General features: G+C 70.4%; 13 protein-coding genes. 10 read left to right on the top strand and 3 right to left on the bottom strand.

The window, feature by feature from the left end; translation table 11 throughout:
- The first annotated feature begins 28 nt into the window (after positions 1-28).
- From QSK37_RS48955 to QSK37_RS48920, 8 genes are all read left to right on the top strand, one after another.
- Positions 29-1,294, top strand: coding sequence for an MFS transporter (locus QSK37_RS48955; protein WP_285636264.1), 1,266 nt, complete (start codon positions 29-31; stop codon positions 1,292-1,294).
- Positions 1,295-1,388: 94 nt separating this feature from the next.
- The gene (locus tag QSK37_RS48950) at positions 1,389-2,402 is read left to right on the top strand and encodes an effector-associated domain 2-containing protein (RefSeq protein ID WP_285636261.1); all 1,014 of its coding nucleotides are present in this window, start codon (positions 1,389-1,391) and stop codon (positions 2,400-2,402) included.
- Position 2,403: 1 nt separating this feature from the next.
- Entirely contained in the window at positions 2,404-4,176 is a 1,773-nt protein-coding gene (locus tag QSK37_RS48945; RefSeq protein ID WP_285636258.1) for a serine/threonine-protein kinase, read from the top strand.
- A 50-nt stretch (positions 4,177-4,226) separates the two neighbouring features.
- The gene (locus QSK37_RS48940; protein WP_285636255.1) at positions 4,227-5,495 is read left to right on the top strand and encodes a cation:proton antiporter; all 1,269 of its coding nucleotides are present in this window, start codon (positions 4,227-4,229) and stop codon (positions 5,493-5,495) included.
- A gap of 351 nt (positions 5,496-5,846) precedes the next feature.
- Positions 5,847-6,611, top strand: a complete 765-nt coding sequence (locus tag QSK37_RS48935) for a thioesterase II family protein (RefSeq protein WP_285636251.1) — start codon at positions 5,847-5,849, stop codon at positions 6,609-6,611.
- Complete coding sequence (locus tag QSK37_RS48930) at positions 6,608-8,389, top strand: non-ribosomal peptide synthetase (protein ID WP_285636248.1); 1,782 nt, start codon at positions 6,608-6,610, stop codon at positions 8,387-8,389. The genes QSK37_RS48935 and QSK37_RS48930 overlap by 4 nt, the downstream gene beginning before the upstream one ends.
- 13 nt (positions 8,390-8,402) lie before the next feature.
- Positions 8,403-9,917, top strand: a complete 1,515-nt coding sequence (locus QSK37_RS48925) for a tryptophan 7-halogenase (RefSeq protein ID WP_285636245.1) — start codon at positions 8,403-8,405, stop codon at positions 9,915-9,917.
- Positions 9,918-9,933: 16 nt separating this feature from the next.
- Positions 9,934-11,331 (top strand): tryptophanase, encoded by a 1,398-nt coding sequence (locus tag QSK37_RS48920; RefSeq protein WP_285636243.1) that lies wholly within the window; start codon positions 9,934-9,936, stop codon positions 11,329-11,331.
- Here QSK37_RS48920 and QSK37_RS48915 read toward each other — a convergent pair.
- Both QSK37_RS48915 and QSK37_RS48910 read right to left on the bottom strand, forming a co-directional pair.
- Positions 11,328-11,756 (bottom strand): pyrophosphohydrolase domain-containing protein, encoded by a 429-nt coding sequence (locus QSK37_RS48915; RefSeq protein ID WP_285636241.1) that lies wholly within the window; start codon positions 11,754-11,756, stop codon positions 11,328-11,330. The genes QSK37_RS48920 and QSK37_RS48915 overlap by 4 nt on opposite strands.
- A gap of 104 nt (positions 11,757-11,860) precedes the next feature.
- A complete protein-coding gene (locus QSK37_RS48910) occupies positions 11,861-12,601 on the bottom strand; it encodes an SDR family NAD(P)-dependent oxidoreductase (RefSeq protein ID WP_285636238.1) in 741 nt (246 codons plus the stop codon).
- 88 nt (positions 12,602-12,689) lie between these two features.
- On the opposite strand from QSK37_RS48910, the gene QSK37_RS48905 reads away from it, so the two are divergent.
- Both QSK37_RS48905 and QSK37_RS48900 read left to right on the top strand, forming a co-directional pair.
- Entirely contained in the window at positions 12,690-13,301 is a 612-nt protein-coding gene (locus QSK37_RS48905) for a TetR/AcrR family transcriptional regulator (RefSeq protein WP_285577059.1), read from the top strand.
- A gap of 100 nt (positions 13,302-13,401) precedes the next feature.
- The gene (locus QSK37_RS48900; protein ID WP_285636235.1) at positions 13,402-14,427 is read left to right on the top strand and encodes a glycoside hydrolase domain-containing protein; all 1,026 of its coding nucleotides are present in this window, start codon (positions 13,402-13,404) and stop codon (positions 14,425-14,427) included.
- On the opposite strand, the gene QSK37_RS48895 is transcribed toward QSK37_RS48900, so the two are convergent.
- On the bottom strand, positions 14,424-15,185 hold the full coding sequence (locus QSK37_RS48895) for an SDR family NAD(P)-dependent oxidoreductase (protein WP_285636232.1): 762 nt from the start codon (positions 15,183-15,185) through the stop codon (positions 14,424-14,426). The two genes, QSK37_RS48900 and QSK37_RS48895, sit on opposite strands and share 4 nt — an antisense overlap.
- Between the last annotated feature and the right edge of the window lie 77 nt (positions 15,186-15,262).

Below are 15,262 nucleotides of genomic sequence, written 5' to 3'. Positions count from 1 at the left end.
GCGGTCGCTCCGGAGGAACCCAGCGCCGATGAGATGGCGTGACTTCACACTGCTGTGGAGCGCATCAGCCGCCTCGCAGTTCGGGGGGATGTGCGCCGCGACCGCCAACCCCCTGCTGGCGCTCGTCCTGACCCACTCGCCGGTCTTCGCCGGTTACGTGGGCGCGGCGAGCACCATCCCCGCCCTGCTGATGTACCTGCCCGCGGGCTGGTTCGTCGACCGTTTCAACCGGCGGCTGCTGATGTTCGTCGGCCAGCTCGGGCGGCTCGCGGCCTGCGCCCTGGTCGTCTACGCGCTCGGGTTCGGCAGCCATCCCAAGCCGGTGCTCATCGTGGCCTCACTCTGCGAGGGCTCCTTCCTCGTGCTCTACAGCGCCGCCGAGATCACCGCCGTACAGCGCGTCGTGAACCCCGCCGAGCTGCCGTCGGCCCTCGCGATGAACGAGGCGCGCGGCCACCTGGCGTTCATGGCGGGCAAGCCCCTGGGCGGTTTCCTCTTCGGCCAGCGGGAGTCCTATCCCTATTACGTGAACCTGCTGGCCTCCCTGTGGTCACTCGTCGCCCTGCTCATGATGGACAAGACGAACTACCAGCCGCAGGGGGCCGATCAGCCGGCGAACACCCGTCCCCGGATCTCGCTGTTCGACGGCCTGAAAATGGTGATCCTCAACTCGTTTCTGCGCACGGTCGTCGTCGTCTGTTCGGTGGGCAACTTCCTTTTCCAGACCGTCCTGCTGCTCCTCGTCGTGCTGGCCGAACAGCAGCACCTGTCGAGCGCGCGGATCGGCGTGCTGCTCGCCACTTCCGGCGTCGGCGGGCTGATCGGATCGGTCGCCGCGCCCAGCGTCGGCAAGCACGTGCGCGACGAGCGGAACATCATCAAGGTCTGCGTCGTCGCGTGGGCCGCGCTGACCTTCATCGTCGCCGTGTCCGCCCAGCCGGTCGTCGGGCTGGGCGCCTGGGGCGGCCTGAGCGTCACCGGCGGCTTCCTCAACGTCGCCATCGTCAACCACCAGACGAAACAGGTCCCCGAGCACCTGCTCGGCCGGGTGATCGGCATCAACCGGTTCCTCACCAGCGGCGCGGTGCCCCTGGGCGCGCTCAGCGCCGGCTACATCGTGGCCGAGCTGCAGCCACGGGCGGCCGCGTGGTTCGTCTTCGGCGCGATCGTGCTGACGGCGTTCGCGGTGCCGTTGCTGATCCGGCCGGGACGGTGGCTGCCCGCCCGTACGGTGGCGCGGATCAAGAAGCGCCTCGCCCCGGAGGAGATCCGGGAGCCGGTCGCGGTTCCGTGACGTTCTGCGTCATCTGACCTTGACGGGCTCGCGGCGGTTCGTGCTACATGGTCTCGGGGGATCGTGAGCGGACAGGGGACCGAGGCGACGGCGCATGCCCAGACGTTACGGCGAGTGGACACCCAACGGCCTGTGCTCGCTGTTCGTGTGCGACATCGCCTCCTTCGGACACCGTTCGCGCACCGACCTCGACCGCCGCAAGATCCGTACGGCGCTCTACGAGGGCCTGCGCGCGAGCTTCGACGACACCGGCGTCCCGTACGACGGGTGTTACCGGGAGGACCGCGGCGACGGCGCGATGGTCGTGGTCCCGCCGTCCGTCGACACGGCCCTGCTGCTGACCTCGGTGACCGGGCGGCTGCGGGCCGAGGTGCGCCAGCACAACGACGTCTCCGTCGAACCCGCGCGGATGCGGCTCCGGCTGGCCGTGCACATCGGCGTCGCACGGTCGGACGCCGAAGGCCTGGTGGGCACCGACGTCAACCACGCGTTCCGGATCCTGGAGGCGCCCCACCTCAAGGAGATCCTGCGGATGACCGGCGCCGAGCTCGCGCTGATCGCCTCCGAACGCGTCCACACCGACGTCATCCGGCACGGCCTGGGGCTGGTGAACCCGGCCGAGTACCACCGGATCGAGCTGCGGGTGAAGGAGACCGTCACCACCGCGTGGATCACGGTGCCGGGGCTGGCGGCACCCGTCCGCCCGGTGCCGGCGGCGCCGCCCACGATCACCGACGCGGGCGTCATCGTGTCCGCCGTGCCCACGGCGCCGGACCCGCCGCAGTTGCCGCCGCCCCCGGCGGCGGTCACCATCGCCGAGCGGTCGCCCGCCCTCGACGACGTCGTCGACCGCGCGCTGAGCGTCCGCCAGCTGCGCAGCCGGCACCTGCGGGACCAGATCGTCGCCGAACTCCCGCTGGCCCTGGCGAGGGTGATCACACCGCGCCGGTCCGACGACGACCGCACCGACATGACCGCGATCCTGCGCACCTGCGAGGAGCATCCGAACGGGCTGACCGACCTGCTCCGCGTGGTGCGGCAGTTCGCAGGCGACTCGATCCAGGTGGACGACCTCAGGAAGTCGATCGCCGAACTGGGACGAACGTAGCGTGCCGGGCCCCTATCCCCGGCGACCCGGCGACCCGGACCGGATCGGGGACCACCAGGTGATCGCCCGGCTGGGTGAGGGCGGCCAGGGCGTCGTCTACCTGGCGACCACCTCCGACGGCCGCAAGGTCGCGATCAAACTCCTGCATCCGTCGTTCAGCGGCACCGTACGCGGCCGGCGGCTGTTCGCCCGGGAGATCGAGGCGGCCGGCCGGGTGAAGAACTACGCCGCGCGCGTCCTCGACTCCGGCGAGCTCCTGGGCCGGCCGTACATCGTCAGCGAGTACATCGCCGGGGAGTCGGTGCTGGAACGGGTGCACCGGGACGGGCCGTACGACTCGGCCGGGCTGCTGACGCTCGCCGCCGGCACCGCCTCCGCGCTCGCCGCCATCCACGCGGCGGGTCTCGTGCACTGCGACTTCAAGCCGGCCAACATCCTGACCGGCCCCGACGGCGCGCGCGTCGTCGACTTCGGGATCGCCCGCGCGCTGGCCACGATCGCCCAGCCGGACCGCGACCGGCGGGGTACGCCCCCGTACATGGCGCCGGAGCAGGTCACCGGAGGGCCGCTGGGGCCGCACACCGACGTGTTCGCGTGGGCGTCGACGATGGTCTTCGCCGCGACGGGCAAGCCGCCGTTCGGGTTCAGCGACGACGACTACGGCCACGGCGTGATGTACCGCATCACGCACGACGAACCCGAGGTCGGCGGGGTGCCCGAGCCGCTGCGCGACGTCGTCTCGGTCTGCCTGCTGAAGAACCCGGCCAAGCGGCCCAGCGCCACCGACGTCGTGTCCATGCTGAACAACCGGACCACCTCCGGTTCGCTGCCGGCCGGCACGCCGATCGGCGATCCGCTGACCGGGCACACCCGCACCATCGCCTGCGTGACGTACGGGCGGCTCGGCGATCGCCCGATCGCGGTGACCGGAGGCCACGACCGCACCGCGCGGGTGTGGGACCTGACCGCGCACCAGCAGTACGGGCCGCCGCTGCGGCACGACACCGCCGTCCTCGCGGTGGCCTGCGGGCGGCTGGGCGACCGCTCGATCGCGGTCGCCGGCTGCCAGGACCACGCGCTGTACCTGTGGGACCTGGAGTCCGGCGAGCCGGCCGGCGAGCCGCTGCGCGGCCACACCGGCGCGGTCGTCTCGATCGCGCTCGGTGTGCTCGACGGCCGGCCGGTGGCGGTGAGCGTGAGCGACGACCGTTCGGTACGCCTGTGGGACCTCACCTCGCACCGCGAGGCCGGTCCTCCGCTGGTCCGCAACAACAGCGTCATGTCGGTGGCGTGCGGCGAGGTCGACGGGCGTGCCGTCGCGGTCGTCGGCGGCGCGTGGGACCAGTCGGTGCGCGTCCTCGACCTCGGCGACCGGCGTGCGACCGGACTGCCGCTGACCGGGCACACGAACTCCGTCATGTCGGTGACGTGCGGACGGCTGGCCGACCGGCCGATCGCGATCACGGGCGGGTACGACCAGACCGTACGCGTGTGGGACCTGGCCACCCGGCACGAGACGGGCGAGCCGCTGGTGCACACCTGCGCGGTCATGTCCGTGGCGTTCGGCGTACGCGGCGGACGGCCGACCGTGCTGACCAGCGGCGCCGACCGCGCCGTCCGCGTGTGGGACCTGGCCACCCGGGAGCAGCTCGGCGACCCCCTCCCCGTCGAACCGACCGTGCCGGTCGCCTTCGGCGAACTCTCCGGTCACCCGATCGCCATCACCTGCGGGGAGAACCTCGCGATCACCCTGTGGAGCCTCGGCGAATCCTAGGTGTCCTGAGCCGTTGACTCGCAGCCGGCTGTGTGCAGGATGATCCCCGGATGAACCCGGAATCGGTCACGGCCACGGTGATCGGTGACGTCGCCTTGGTCGTCGTCGTGTCCTGGCTGCTCGGCACGCTGGCGCGCCGGTGCGGTCAGCCGACCGTCATCGGCCAGATCATCGCCGGCGTCGTGCTGGGACCGACCCTGCTCGGGCGGCTGCCGGGCGATCTCACCGACCGTCTCTTCCCCGCCGACGTACGCCCCTTCCTGTCGGTGCTGTCGCAGGTCGCCATCGTGATCTTCATGTTCGTGGCGGGCTATGAGATCGACTCGCGGATGCTGCGCCGTGGCGGCCACAGTGCGGGAATCGTCGCACTGTTCGCGCTGCTGATCCCCATGGGGCTCGGCGCCGGAGCGGTGCAGATGTTCCACGGTGTGTTCGCGGCCGTCGATCCTCATCACGTCGACGCGCGGCCGTTCCCGCTCTTCATGGCCGTGGCGGTCTCGATCAGCGCGCTTCCGGTGCTCGCGGCCATCGTCCGCGAGCGCGGCATCGCGGGCACCCGAGCCGGCACGGTGGCGATGTCCGCGGCCGGGCTGATGGACGTGGGCGCGTGGCTGATGCTGGCCGCGGCACTCACCGGCACCGGAAGCGCGCCACGCCGGCACTGGCCGGTCGTGCTCGTTCTCGTCGCGGCGTTCGTCCTGATCATGTTCCTCGTGGTGCGTCCGGTCCTCGCCTGGTGGCTCGGGCGCTCCGGCGCGCTCCTCGCCGAACGCGTCCCGATCGCGCTGGGCCTCGCGCTCGGAAGCGCGTGGGTCACCGCCTCACTCGGCCTGCACGCCGTGTTCGGCGGCTTCCTCGCCGGACTCGCGATGCCGCGTGAGAACGGCGTGCCGGATGAGAGGGTGCTCCGCCCGATGGAGCAGAGCGCCGAACTCCTCCTGCCGCTCTTCTTCGTCGCAACGGGCCTGTCGTTCGACATCGGCTCGGTGGACGGCGACGGCGTCCTGCTGCTCGCGATGATTCTGGTCATCGCCGTGGCGGGCAAGCTCGGTCCGGCCTACGGGGTCTCGCGGATCAGCGGACTCGACCCGCGCCAGTCGGCCCTCGTCGCCGCCCTGGTGAACACCCGGGGCCTGACAGAACTGGTCGCGCTCAATGTCGGACTCGCCTCCGGGATCATCAACGGGGAGCTCTTCGCGGTACTCGTCCTCATGGCGCTGATCACCACGCTTATGACCGGCCCGCTGCTGTCATGGATCGGCCTCGCCGAGGACGTGACGTGCGCGGAAGAGGCGGATGCGGCTGGACACGGGGTTTAGGGAGTCGTGGCGTACGCCAGGGCCGCACCGTACGGAGGGGATTGGGTCCTTCACAAACCGGAGTTTCAGCGTTACAGTCCTATCCGTTGCCGAACGTAGGCATCTGAATACTGAATCGCCGTTATGTCCACATAGTTCCTTCGATTCGACGGATGTTCGTCGACCGGAGAATGCTCAGCGGCATCTTTGCGTGCCGCGACATATGTTCCATAACCCCGGGCGGCTCGGTCCCGGCATTCTCGGGCTGGAACGCGCCAACGTCATGACCTCGCGTCTATCACGTCTAACCCCCCTTGCAGGGCTGAGCTGTGGCTTGTCCCGAAGTGGCGTCGCCGAGACAGGTGAGGAACGGTGAAGACACAGCCCCAAGGTCTCCGGTCGCCCGTACTCGACACAGGACGGGTCGGCCAGGGGACGCCGGCCATCCCGTCGGTGGTCTATTTCCCGCCGGCGGGCGGCTCGAACTGGACCTTCCGTACGCTGGTCGCGGCGGGTCCCGTCACGCGATCGTCCACCGTGCGGTACACCACCGCTGAGGATGCCGGGCGGCCCGTCCCCGAGGTTCCGACCGTGGCGGAAGCGGTGGCGGATCGGCTGCGGACCAGCGCCGATACGGCCCCGACGATCCTGGTAGGAGCCAGTCTGGGCGCATTGGTGGCCCTGGAGACGGCGCGGCGGCTCGCCGGCGACGTGGCGCCGACCGCTCTGGTGGTGGCGGGATGCGCGGCGCCGCGATGGTGCGGTTTCGCGCGAAACCAGCCTCTCGACGACGCGTCGCTGCTGGAGTTCATGGCCCGTTGTGGCGACACCGATCCGGCCGTTCGGTCCCGTACGGCGGCGGACCCGTCCTTCCTGGCCCGGCTGCGCCGCGACCTGGAGATGATCCGTCGCTATGACTCGCCACCGGTGGAGCCACTGGCCTGCCCGATCGTCGCGGTACGCGGAGAGGCCGACCGCCTGGTCGCGGACTGGACCGTACGCGACTGGGCGGAGTGGACCACGGGTTCGTTCGACTCGTTCACGGTGCCGGGTCCGCACCTCTTCTTCTCCCACGATCGCGCGGGAATCGCCGCCTTCTGGCAGGAGCTGGCTCGCCACATCGAGGTCGGCTCGTGAACGGCGGACGGGTCGCGCGGGCATCGGTCCTGGGACTGTTCGAACACCAGGCGAATCGGCGGCCGGACGAGGTCGCCGTGGTCTGTGGATCGCAGTCCGCGACCTTCGGGGAGTTGAACACCGCGGCCAACGCGCTGGCCCGCCGGCTGGTCCGCCATGGCGCCGGCGCCGAGCAGGTGGTCGGATGCGTGCTGAATCGTTCCATCGCCTCCGTACAAGCGCTGCTCGCGGTGCTCAAGGCGGGTGCCGTCCACCTGGCGATCGATCCGCGCGACCCGCGAATCGCCCTCATGCTGGGGGACGCGAACCCGGCCATTGTGCTGACCGACGAGCGGAGCGCTCCGCATCTGGCGCCCTCAGTCGACCGGATCATCGTGAATGGACCGACGGCGGATGAGGACACCCGGAACCTGACCGATGCCGAACGCGGTGGGCCGATCCTGCCGCACCACGCCGCGTACGTCGTCTACACGTCCGGATCGTCCGGCGCCCCCAAAGGCGTGGTCGTCGAACAGCGCAACCTCACCAATCTGTACGCCGAGCACGAGCGCTCGCTGTTTCCCGTCGCGGTCGAAGCCGCGGAGCGTGAGCGCCTGAACGTGGCGCATTCATTCGCGTTCTCCTTTGACGCGTCCTGGAATCCCCTGATGTGGATGCTCGCGGGGCACCGCCTGGTGCTGGCGGACGGAAGCACTCATCGTGACCCTCGCGCGTTGGTCGACCTCGTCACGGAGCATGACATCGACGTCATGGAGGCCGTTCCCAGCATTCTTGAGCCGATGATCACCGCCGGGCTGCTGGAGACCGCCCGGCCGCCGGCGATGGTGCTTCTCGGCGGTGAAGCCGTCGGACAGGGACTGTGGAACCGCCTGCGGGAAGCCCCGCGCACGATCGCCGTCAACCTGTACGGCCCGAGCGAGTGCACGGTCTTCGCCACCTCGGCGCGCGTGGCCGATCACCGGCAGCCGGTGATCGGGACCCCGATCACCGGTGCCGACGTCGTGGTGGCGGGCCCGGACGGACGACCGGTGCCCGACGGTCAGGCCGGGCAACTCCTGATCAGTGGCGCGTGCGTGGCCCGCGGATACCTGAACCGGCCTGAGCTCACCGCCGAGCGATTCGTGGGAGATCCCGCCGCCTATCAGACCGGTGATCGTGTCCGCATGCGCCCTGACGGTGCACTGGAGTTCCTCGGCAGAGTCGACCAGCAGGTCAAGGTCCGGGGACATCGCATCGAGCTCGGCGAGGTCGAGCGAGCGCTGCTCGCCCACCCCGCGGTGAGCCAGGCGGCCGTCGTCCTCGTGACGCGTGGCGGCGGACGGCAGTGTCTCGCCGCCTACCTGGTGGCACAGGGCGAACCGACCGCCACGGACCTGCGCGCGTTCCTGGGCGGGCGGTTGCCCGGCTTCATGATCCCCGCCGTGTACGTCCTCCTCGCCGCACTGCCGTCCACCGCGCACGGCAAGGTGGACCGGGCGGCGCTGCCCGCTCCCGAGTTCGCCCGCCCGGCGCTCACCACCCCGTACGTGCCTCCCGGCGACGGCCTGCAGCAGACGATCGCGATGCTCTGGTCCGAGCTGCTCAACGTCGATGACATCGGCGCCGACGACGACTTCGTCGACCTGGGAGGGGACAGTCTCCTGGCCGCGGAGTCCGCGGCCCGGCTCACCGCGATGGGTGTCCGGTGCGAGCTGGAGGACCTGCTCGACTTTCCCACCGTCGCGAGCCTGGCGGACCACCTGGGGCCGGACGGTCCGGCCGTCCGCCGATCGAGTTGACAAGGAGCCATTCATGACGGCATCGCCCACTGAGGTCTTCGATGTGGTCGTGGTCGGTGGCGGGCCCGCCGGCTCGACCGTCGCGACGTTGGCCGCCCAAGCAGGTCACCGGGTGCTCGTGCTGGAACGGGAGACCTTTCCCCGTTACCAGATCGGCGAGTCGCTGCTCCCCGCGACCGTGCACGGGGTCTGCCGCATGCTCGGCGTCGCCGACGAGATCGCCGAAGCCGGATTCGTCCGTAAACGCGGCGGCACGTTCCGATGGGGGGCCAGCGATGAGCCGTGGACCTTCACCTTCGCCACCTCCCGCCGCATGGCGGGGCCGACCTCACACGCCTACCAGGTCGAGCGGATGAAGTTCGACGACATCCTGCTGCGGAACGCCGCGCGCAAGGGAGCCGAGGTCCGCCAGGGCCATACGGTCACCGGCCTGGTCGAGGATGACGACGCCGTACGCGGCGTACGGTTCACCGACCCGTCCGGCGACGAGCGGCAGGCCGACGCCCGCTTCGTGATCGACGCGTCCGGGCACACCAGTCGCGTACGGAAGGGTGTACGCGGTGAGCGGCAGTACTCCGAGTTCTTCCAGAACATCGCCCTGTTCGGCTACTTCGAGGGCGGCAGGCGCCTGCCCGCGCCCAACGCCGGCAACATTTTCTGCGCGGCCTTCTCCGACGGCTGGTTCTGGTACATACCGCTGAGCGCCGAGCTGACGAGTGTCGGCGCCGTCGTGAAGCGGGAGATGGCCGCACGCGTGCAGGGTGACCCGGAGCAGGCCCTCATGGCGCTGATCACGGACTGCCCGGAGATGGCCGACTTCCTCAAGGACGCGAAACGGGTGACGACCGGGCCGTACGGCCAGATCCGGACGCGGAAGGACTACTCATACCGCAACACGGCCTTCTGGCGGCCGGGCATGGCCCTCGTCGGCGACGCGGCGTGCTTCATCGACCCGGTCTTCTCCTCGGGCGTGCACCTGGCCACGTACAGCGGGCTGCTCGCGGCCCGTTCCATCAACAGCGTCCTGGACGGTGGCATGGAGGAGGCACGGGCCTTCGCGGAGTTCGAGGCCCGCTACCGCCGGGAGTTCGGCCTCTTCTACCAGTTCCTGATCTCCTTCTACCAGATGCATGTCGACGAACAGTCCTACTTCTGGGCGGCGAAGAAGGTGACGAACTGCCCGGACAGTGAGATCGAGGCCTTCGTCGACCTCGTCGGCGGTGTCGCCTCCGGCGAGAACGCCTTGGTGAGCCGATCCGCCCGAGAGCGTGTCGCCGGGGCGGCCCGCGAGTTCGGTGACGCGGTCGACCGGATCGCGGGCCGGCCCGACGGCGAGGTGGGCGCGGTCGGCCGCAGACCGTTCGTCCCGGGTCTCATGGACGAGGGCTCACGGCTGCAGTCACGGGCCGCGCTCGGCGAACTCGCCGAAGAGGCGCCGTTGTCCCCTGGCGGCCTCGTCCCCTCGTCCGACGGACTGCGCTGGGAAGAACCGCCCAGTTCATCGTCCACAACCGTTTCCCCGGCCTGACCAGAGGAGAAAGACGATGCCCGCCGAATATCCCGCCGAGCCCTGGCGGATCAAGGTCGTGGAACCGATCCGGACCAAGAGCCGGGAGGAACGCCGGCATGCCATCGCGGAGGCCGGCTTCAACACGGTTCTCTTGCGGTCCGATGACGTCTATATCGACCTGTTCACCGATTCGGGCACGAACGCCATGTCCGACCGGCAATGGGCCGCGATGATGATCGGCGATGAGGCCTACGCGGGGGCGCGGAGCTTCGACCGGCTGGAGAGCGCCGTCCGTGCCCACTACGGCTACGAACACATCATCCCCACCCACCAGGGGCGGGCGGCGGAGAACATCCTGTCCCAATGCCTGATCACGCCCGGCGACCACGTCCCCGGGAACATGTACTTTCCCAGTACCCGGCTGCACCAGGAACGCAACGGCGCGACCTTCCACGATGTGATCATCGACGAGGCCCACGATCCGGCCGCCGAACTTCCGTTCAAGGGCGACGTGGACCTGGCGAAGCTGACCGCCGTCATCGACGAGGTCGGCGCGGACTCCGTCCCGTACGTGTCGATCGGGGCGCCCGTCAACATGGCCGGTGGCCAGCCCATCAGCATGGCCAATCTGGCAGAGGTCCGCGAAATCACCCGGCGGCGAGGCATTCTCCTGATCCTCGACGCGGCCCGGGCGGTGGAGAACGCCTGGTTCGTGCAGCAACGTGAGCGTGGCTGGGAGGGCCGCACGATCGCCGAGATCCTGCGCGCGATGTGCGACCTGACCGACGGCGCGACCATGTCGGCGAAGAAGGACAGCTTCACCAACATCGGCGGATGGCTGGGGGTGCGCGATCCGGATCTCGCGGCGAAGGCCCGTGACCTGTGCGTCGTCTACGAGGGCCTGCACACCTACGGCGGCATGGCGGGCCGCGACATGGAGGCGCTGGCAGTCGGCATTGAAGAGTCGATCGTCGATGAGAGCATTCGGGCACGCGTGCAGCAGGTCGCCTACCTCGGCGAACGCCTGATCGATATGGGTGTGCCGGTGGTACGGCCCATCGGCGGGCATGCGGTGTTCCTGGACGCGGCGGCGATCCTGCCGCACATCCCGCGCGCCCAGCTTCCCGCCCAGACTCTCGCCGCCGCGCTTTACGCCGACGCCGGGGTACGCGGAGTCGAACGCGGCATGGTGTCGGCCGGCCGCGACCCGATCACCGGACAGAATCGCGTCCCCGCCCTCGAACTCGTCCGGCTGGCCATCCCGCGACGCGTCTACACCCGCAACCACATCGACGTTGTCGCCGAAAGCGTCATCCGTGTCTTCAAAGAGAGGGACGCGATCACCACCGGTCTCACGTTCGTCCACGAGCCCGAACACCTCCGCTTCTTCCAGGCCCGTTTCGCGCCGGTGGAAGGAGACTCGATCTTTTAGGTCGTGGAGCCGCGGGACTGGTCGCGGAGGACGCCGGCGACGTCCGGTGGGGTGTAGCGGCCGGACTTCATGACCTTGCCGTCCTCGCGCAACAGCACCCGGCCGTCGGCGTCGAGCTTGGTCATGTTCGACCGGTGGACCTCGGCGAGCACCGCGTCGAGGTCGATGCCGTAGGTCACGGCCGCGCCGTAGGCGACGTAGACGACGTCGGCCAGCGCGTCGGCGATGCCCACGATGTCGCGGTCGTCGGTGGCGGCGGCGAACTCCTCGACCTCCTCGGCGAGCAGGCGGACGCGGAGCGCCGCGACCTCGGCGGGCACGTCGACCGTGGGAGTGTCGTTGCGGGGCAGGCCGAACGCGGCGTGGAACGCGGCGACGTCGGAGGCGATGCCTCCGACGTCGCCTCTGGAGCGGGACGATGGCATGCGACCAGCCTGGCACAGCGACGGCGCCCACTCTCGCCATGGGACCGTTGCGCCCTGTCGCCACCCGCGAGTGAGTTCACGCTCCACGAAGACGTGCGGCGGACCTACGCCACGGTGAGTGCCGGCTTGCCGCCGGTCGCCTCCAGCACCGTGCCGTTCACATAGCTCGCCGCCGGGGTGCACAGGAAGGTGATCGCGGCCGCGATCTCGGCCGCGTCGGCGGGACGGCCGGTGATCGTCGTCGCCCCCAGCGCGTTGATCATCTCCCCGAAGCCCTCCGTGCCGGGCGTGTACGCCGGCCCGGACGAGACCGCGTTCACCCGGACGCCCGACGACCCGAACTCATCGGCCCACACCCGCGTCAGCAGTTCCAGTGCCGCCTTGGACGCTCCGTAGATCCCGCCGCTGCGAACCGGGGCCGACGCGGCGACCGTGGAGACGTTGACCACCGAGCCGCGCCCGCGTGCCGCCATGCCCGGTGCGAGTTCCTGGACCAGGATGAACGGCGCCCGCAGGTTCGTGTCGATGTGCTCGTCGAAGGTCGCGTCGTCGACCTCCGACGTGGCGCCGAACCGGTAGACCCCGGCGTTGTTGATCAGGATGTCCACGTCGCCCGCCTCCTTGGCGAGCCGGCGCACCTCGTCCGCGGCGCCCAGATCGGCGGCCACGAAGCGGGCCCGGCCGCCCGCCGCCTCGATCTCCGCCACCGTCTCCCGCCCGCGCGCGGTGTTGCGGCCGTGCACGATGACCTCCGCGCCGAGCTCGGCGAGCTGGAGCGCCACCGCCCGGCCGATGCCGGCCGTCGCGCCCGTGACCAGCGCGATCGATCCGTCCAGTGATCCCATGACTCCTCCGGGGCTCTCATTGGAATGACCTTTCCAGTCCTAGCCGACGGCGATTGGAATGTCAATTCCAGTCGGATACGCTGATCACATGGCGCAACCGGGACGCGAGGTGACCAGCCGAGGACGTCCCACGCGCGATCGGATCGTCCGCGCCGCCGCGGAGCTGATGTTCCAGAAGGGCGTCGGGGGCACGAGCATCCCCGACGTGCAGGAGGCCGCCGGCGTCAGCGCCTCGCAGATCTACCACTACTTCGGCGACAAGCAGGGCCTGGTCCGGGCGGTGATCGCGCACCAGATCGACGCCACCCTCGAGAAGCAGCGGCCCGTCCTCGACTCCCTCGACAGCTTCGAGGCCCTCGAGATGTGGCGTGACGGCGCCATCGCCGCACAGGAGGCACGCGACTGCGCCGGCGGCTGCGAGATCGGCTCCCTCGCCGGCGAACTCGTCGAGACCGACCCCCTCGCGCGCGAGGACCTCGTCGCGGCCTTCAACCGCTGGGAGGCCCCGATCCGTACGGGACTGGCCCGGATGCGGGAGCGCGGGGAGCTGTCCGCCGACGCCGACCCCGCCTCGCTGGCCACCGCGATGCTGGCCGCCGTGCAGGGCGGCCTGCTCCTGACCCAGATACGACGGAGCACCGTGCCGCTGTACGTCACGGTGACCGCCGTGATCGAGCACATCCGGAGCTTTGCCACTTAACGCCAAGACCGCACAAATCGCGCAATCCCGTACAACACTGGGTCCTGGCCGCATCGCCGCGAACGGCCGGGAGGTCAGATGAAACGCCCGACGAGGCGCCGTGCCTGAGGGGATCGACTACGCCTTCGGGCGTCCCTCCATGTCCGCGCTCACGTCCGCCGGCATCAAGTTCGTCTGCCGGTACCTGTCCCACAGTCCCTCGAAGAACCTCACCGCGTCCGAGGCCCGCAAGCTGACCGACGCCGGCATCTGGATCGTCGTCGTCTGGGAGACCACCGCCAAGCGCGCGCTGGCCGGCAAGGCCGCCGGCGCCGCGGACGCCACGGACGCCCGTACCCAGGCACGGGCCTGCGGAATGCCCGACGGCCGCCCCGTCTACTTCGCCGTGGACTGGGACGCCTCGTCGGGTCAACAGAGCGCCATCAACGCCTACCTCGACGGCGCCGCCTCGGTCCTCGGCCGGGACCAGGTCGGCATCTACGGCGGGTACGGCCCGGTGAAGCGCGCCCTGGACGGCGGCCACGCCACGTGGGCGTGGCAGACGTACGCCTGGTCCGGCGGGAAGTGGGACAAGCGCGCCCACCTGCAGCAGTACAGCAACGGCCACACCATCGGCGGCGTCGGCTGTGACTACGACCGGGCCGAGAAGAGCGACTACGGACAGTGGCGCGTCGGCGCCACACCGGGAGGAGACGACGACATGGCCCTGGTCTGCAGCCTCGGCGTCGACGGCACGCAGGTCATCGACGCCGGCACGAACGCCGACATCAAGTTCACCAAGGAGTACAGCGACAAGCACGGCCTCCACGGCGAGAACGGCGTGTCGGTGGCGATCGCGACCGCGGCGTACTGGGTCAACGCGGACGCGCTGTTCGAGCTGGGCGGCCTCGCCCCCGGCACGAAGATCGACGTGGCGTGGACCCGGGTCAAGGACGACGGGACCTTCATCGACGACCCGTGGCGGCTCACCTACACCGCCGACGAGAACGGCACGATCCGCGACCAGATCGGCGGCCAGTTCGGCGTCGACGCCACGAACCGGCTGCGGATGTGCGTCTACAACACCTCCGACCAGGCCGTCACCGTGCACGGTTGCCTGGCGAAGGTCTCCCTGCTCAAGTACTAACGCAGGTAGGAGGCGCCGTTGAGGTCGATCACCGCGCCGCTGGCCCACAGCGCGTCCGGCGAGGCGAGCCAGGCCACCGCCGCGGCGACCTCCTCCGGCTCGGCGACGCGGCCGAACGGGCTCTGTGCCCGGACGGCGTCGCCCGCCGGGCCGGAGAGCAGGGTCTCGGCCATGTCGGTCCGGACGAACCCCGGGGCGACGGCCGCGACGCCGACGCCGTGCGGCGCCAGGGCGACCGCGAGCGACTGGGTCATCGCGTGCACCGCCGCCTTGCTCGCCCCGTACGCGACGGCGACCGGCTCACCGCGGTAGGCGCCGCGCGAGCCGACGTTGATGACCCGCGCGCCCTCGGCGCCCTCCGGCCGGGTGCGCAGGTGGTCGACGACGCACCAGGTCACGTTGGCCGTGCCGTGCACGTTGACGTCGATGACCCGCCGCCAGCCCTCCTGCCACTCCTCGTACGAGGTCGCGTCGATCGGCTGCGCACCGTGGACCGCCGCGTTGTTGACCAGCACGTCCACGCCGCCGAGCCCGGCGATCGCCTCGCCGACGAATTGCTGGACCTGTGCCGGGTCGGCGAGGTCGCCGGCGACGACGACATGGCCCTCGCCCGGAAGCCCGGCGGCGACGGCCCGCGCGGCGGCGACGTCGGACCCGCAGTGGACGGCGACGGTGAAGCCGTCCCCCGCCAGCCGCGCGGCCACGGCCGCGCCGATGCCCCGCGAACCACCGGTGACGAGCGCACGCTTTCCGGACACGCGATCCCTCCCTGGAAGACGTCCGATAAACGTAGCGTGCCGCCCTGTAAGAAACCGGTCCCACCCGTCACTGCACC

Source organism: Actinoallomurus iriomotensis (assembly GCF_030269445.1).
Taxonomy (GTDB): Bacteria; Actinomycetota; Actinomycetes; order Streptosporangiales; family Streptosporangiaceae; genus Actinoallomurus; species Actinoallomurus iriomotensis.
The sequence above is the reverse complement of the archived record's forward strand: the minus strand, read 5'-3'. Positions and strand labels throughout refer to the sequence as shown.

Bases quoted from the DNA above. Each gene is read 5' to 3' on its own strand.
- QSK37_RS48920 (WP_285636243.1), top strand. From the start codon at position 9,934: ATGCCCGCCGAATATCCCGCCGAGCCCTGGCGGATCAAGGTCGTGGAA.
- QSK37_RS48955 (WP_285636264.1), top strand. From the start codon at position 29: ATGAGATGGCGTGACTTCACACTGCTGTGGAGCGCATCAGCCGCCTCG.
- QSK37_RS48910 (WP_285636238.1), bottom strand. From the start codon at position 12,601: ATGGGATCACTGGACGGATCGATCGCGCTGGTCACGGGCGCGACGGCC.
- QSK37_RS48915 (WP_285636241.1), bottom strand. From the start codon at position 11,756: ATGCCATCGTCCCGCTCCAGAGGCGACGTCGGAGGCATCGCCTCCGAC.
- QSK37_RS48950 (WP_285636261.1), top strand. From the start codon at position 1,389: ATGCCCAGACGTTACGGCGAGTGGACACCCAACGGCCTGTGCTCGCTG.
- QSK37_RS48905 (WP_285577059.1), top strand. From the start codon at position 12,690: ATGGCGCAACCGGGACGCGAGGTGACCAGCCGAGGACGTCCCACGCGC.
- QSK37_RS48925 (WP_285636245.1), top strand. From the start codon at position 8,403: ATGACGGCATCGCCCACTGAGGTCTTCGATGTGGTCGTGGTCGGTGGC.
- QSK37_RS48940 (WP_285636255.1), top strand. From the start codon at position 4,227: ATGAACCCGGAATCGGTCACGGCCACGGTGATCGGTGACGTCGCCTTG.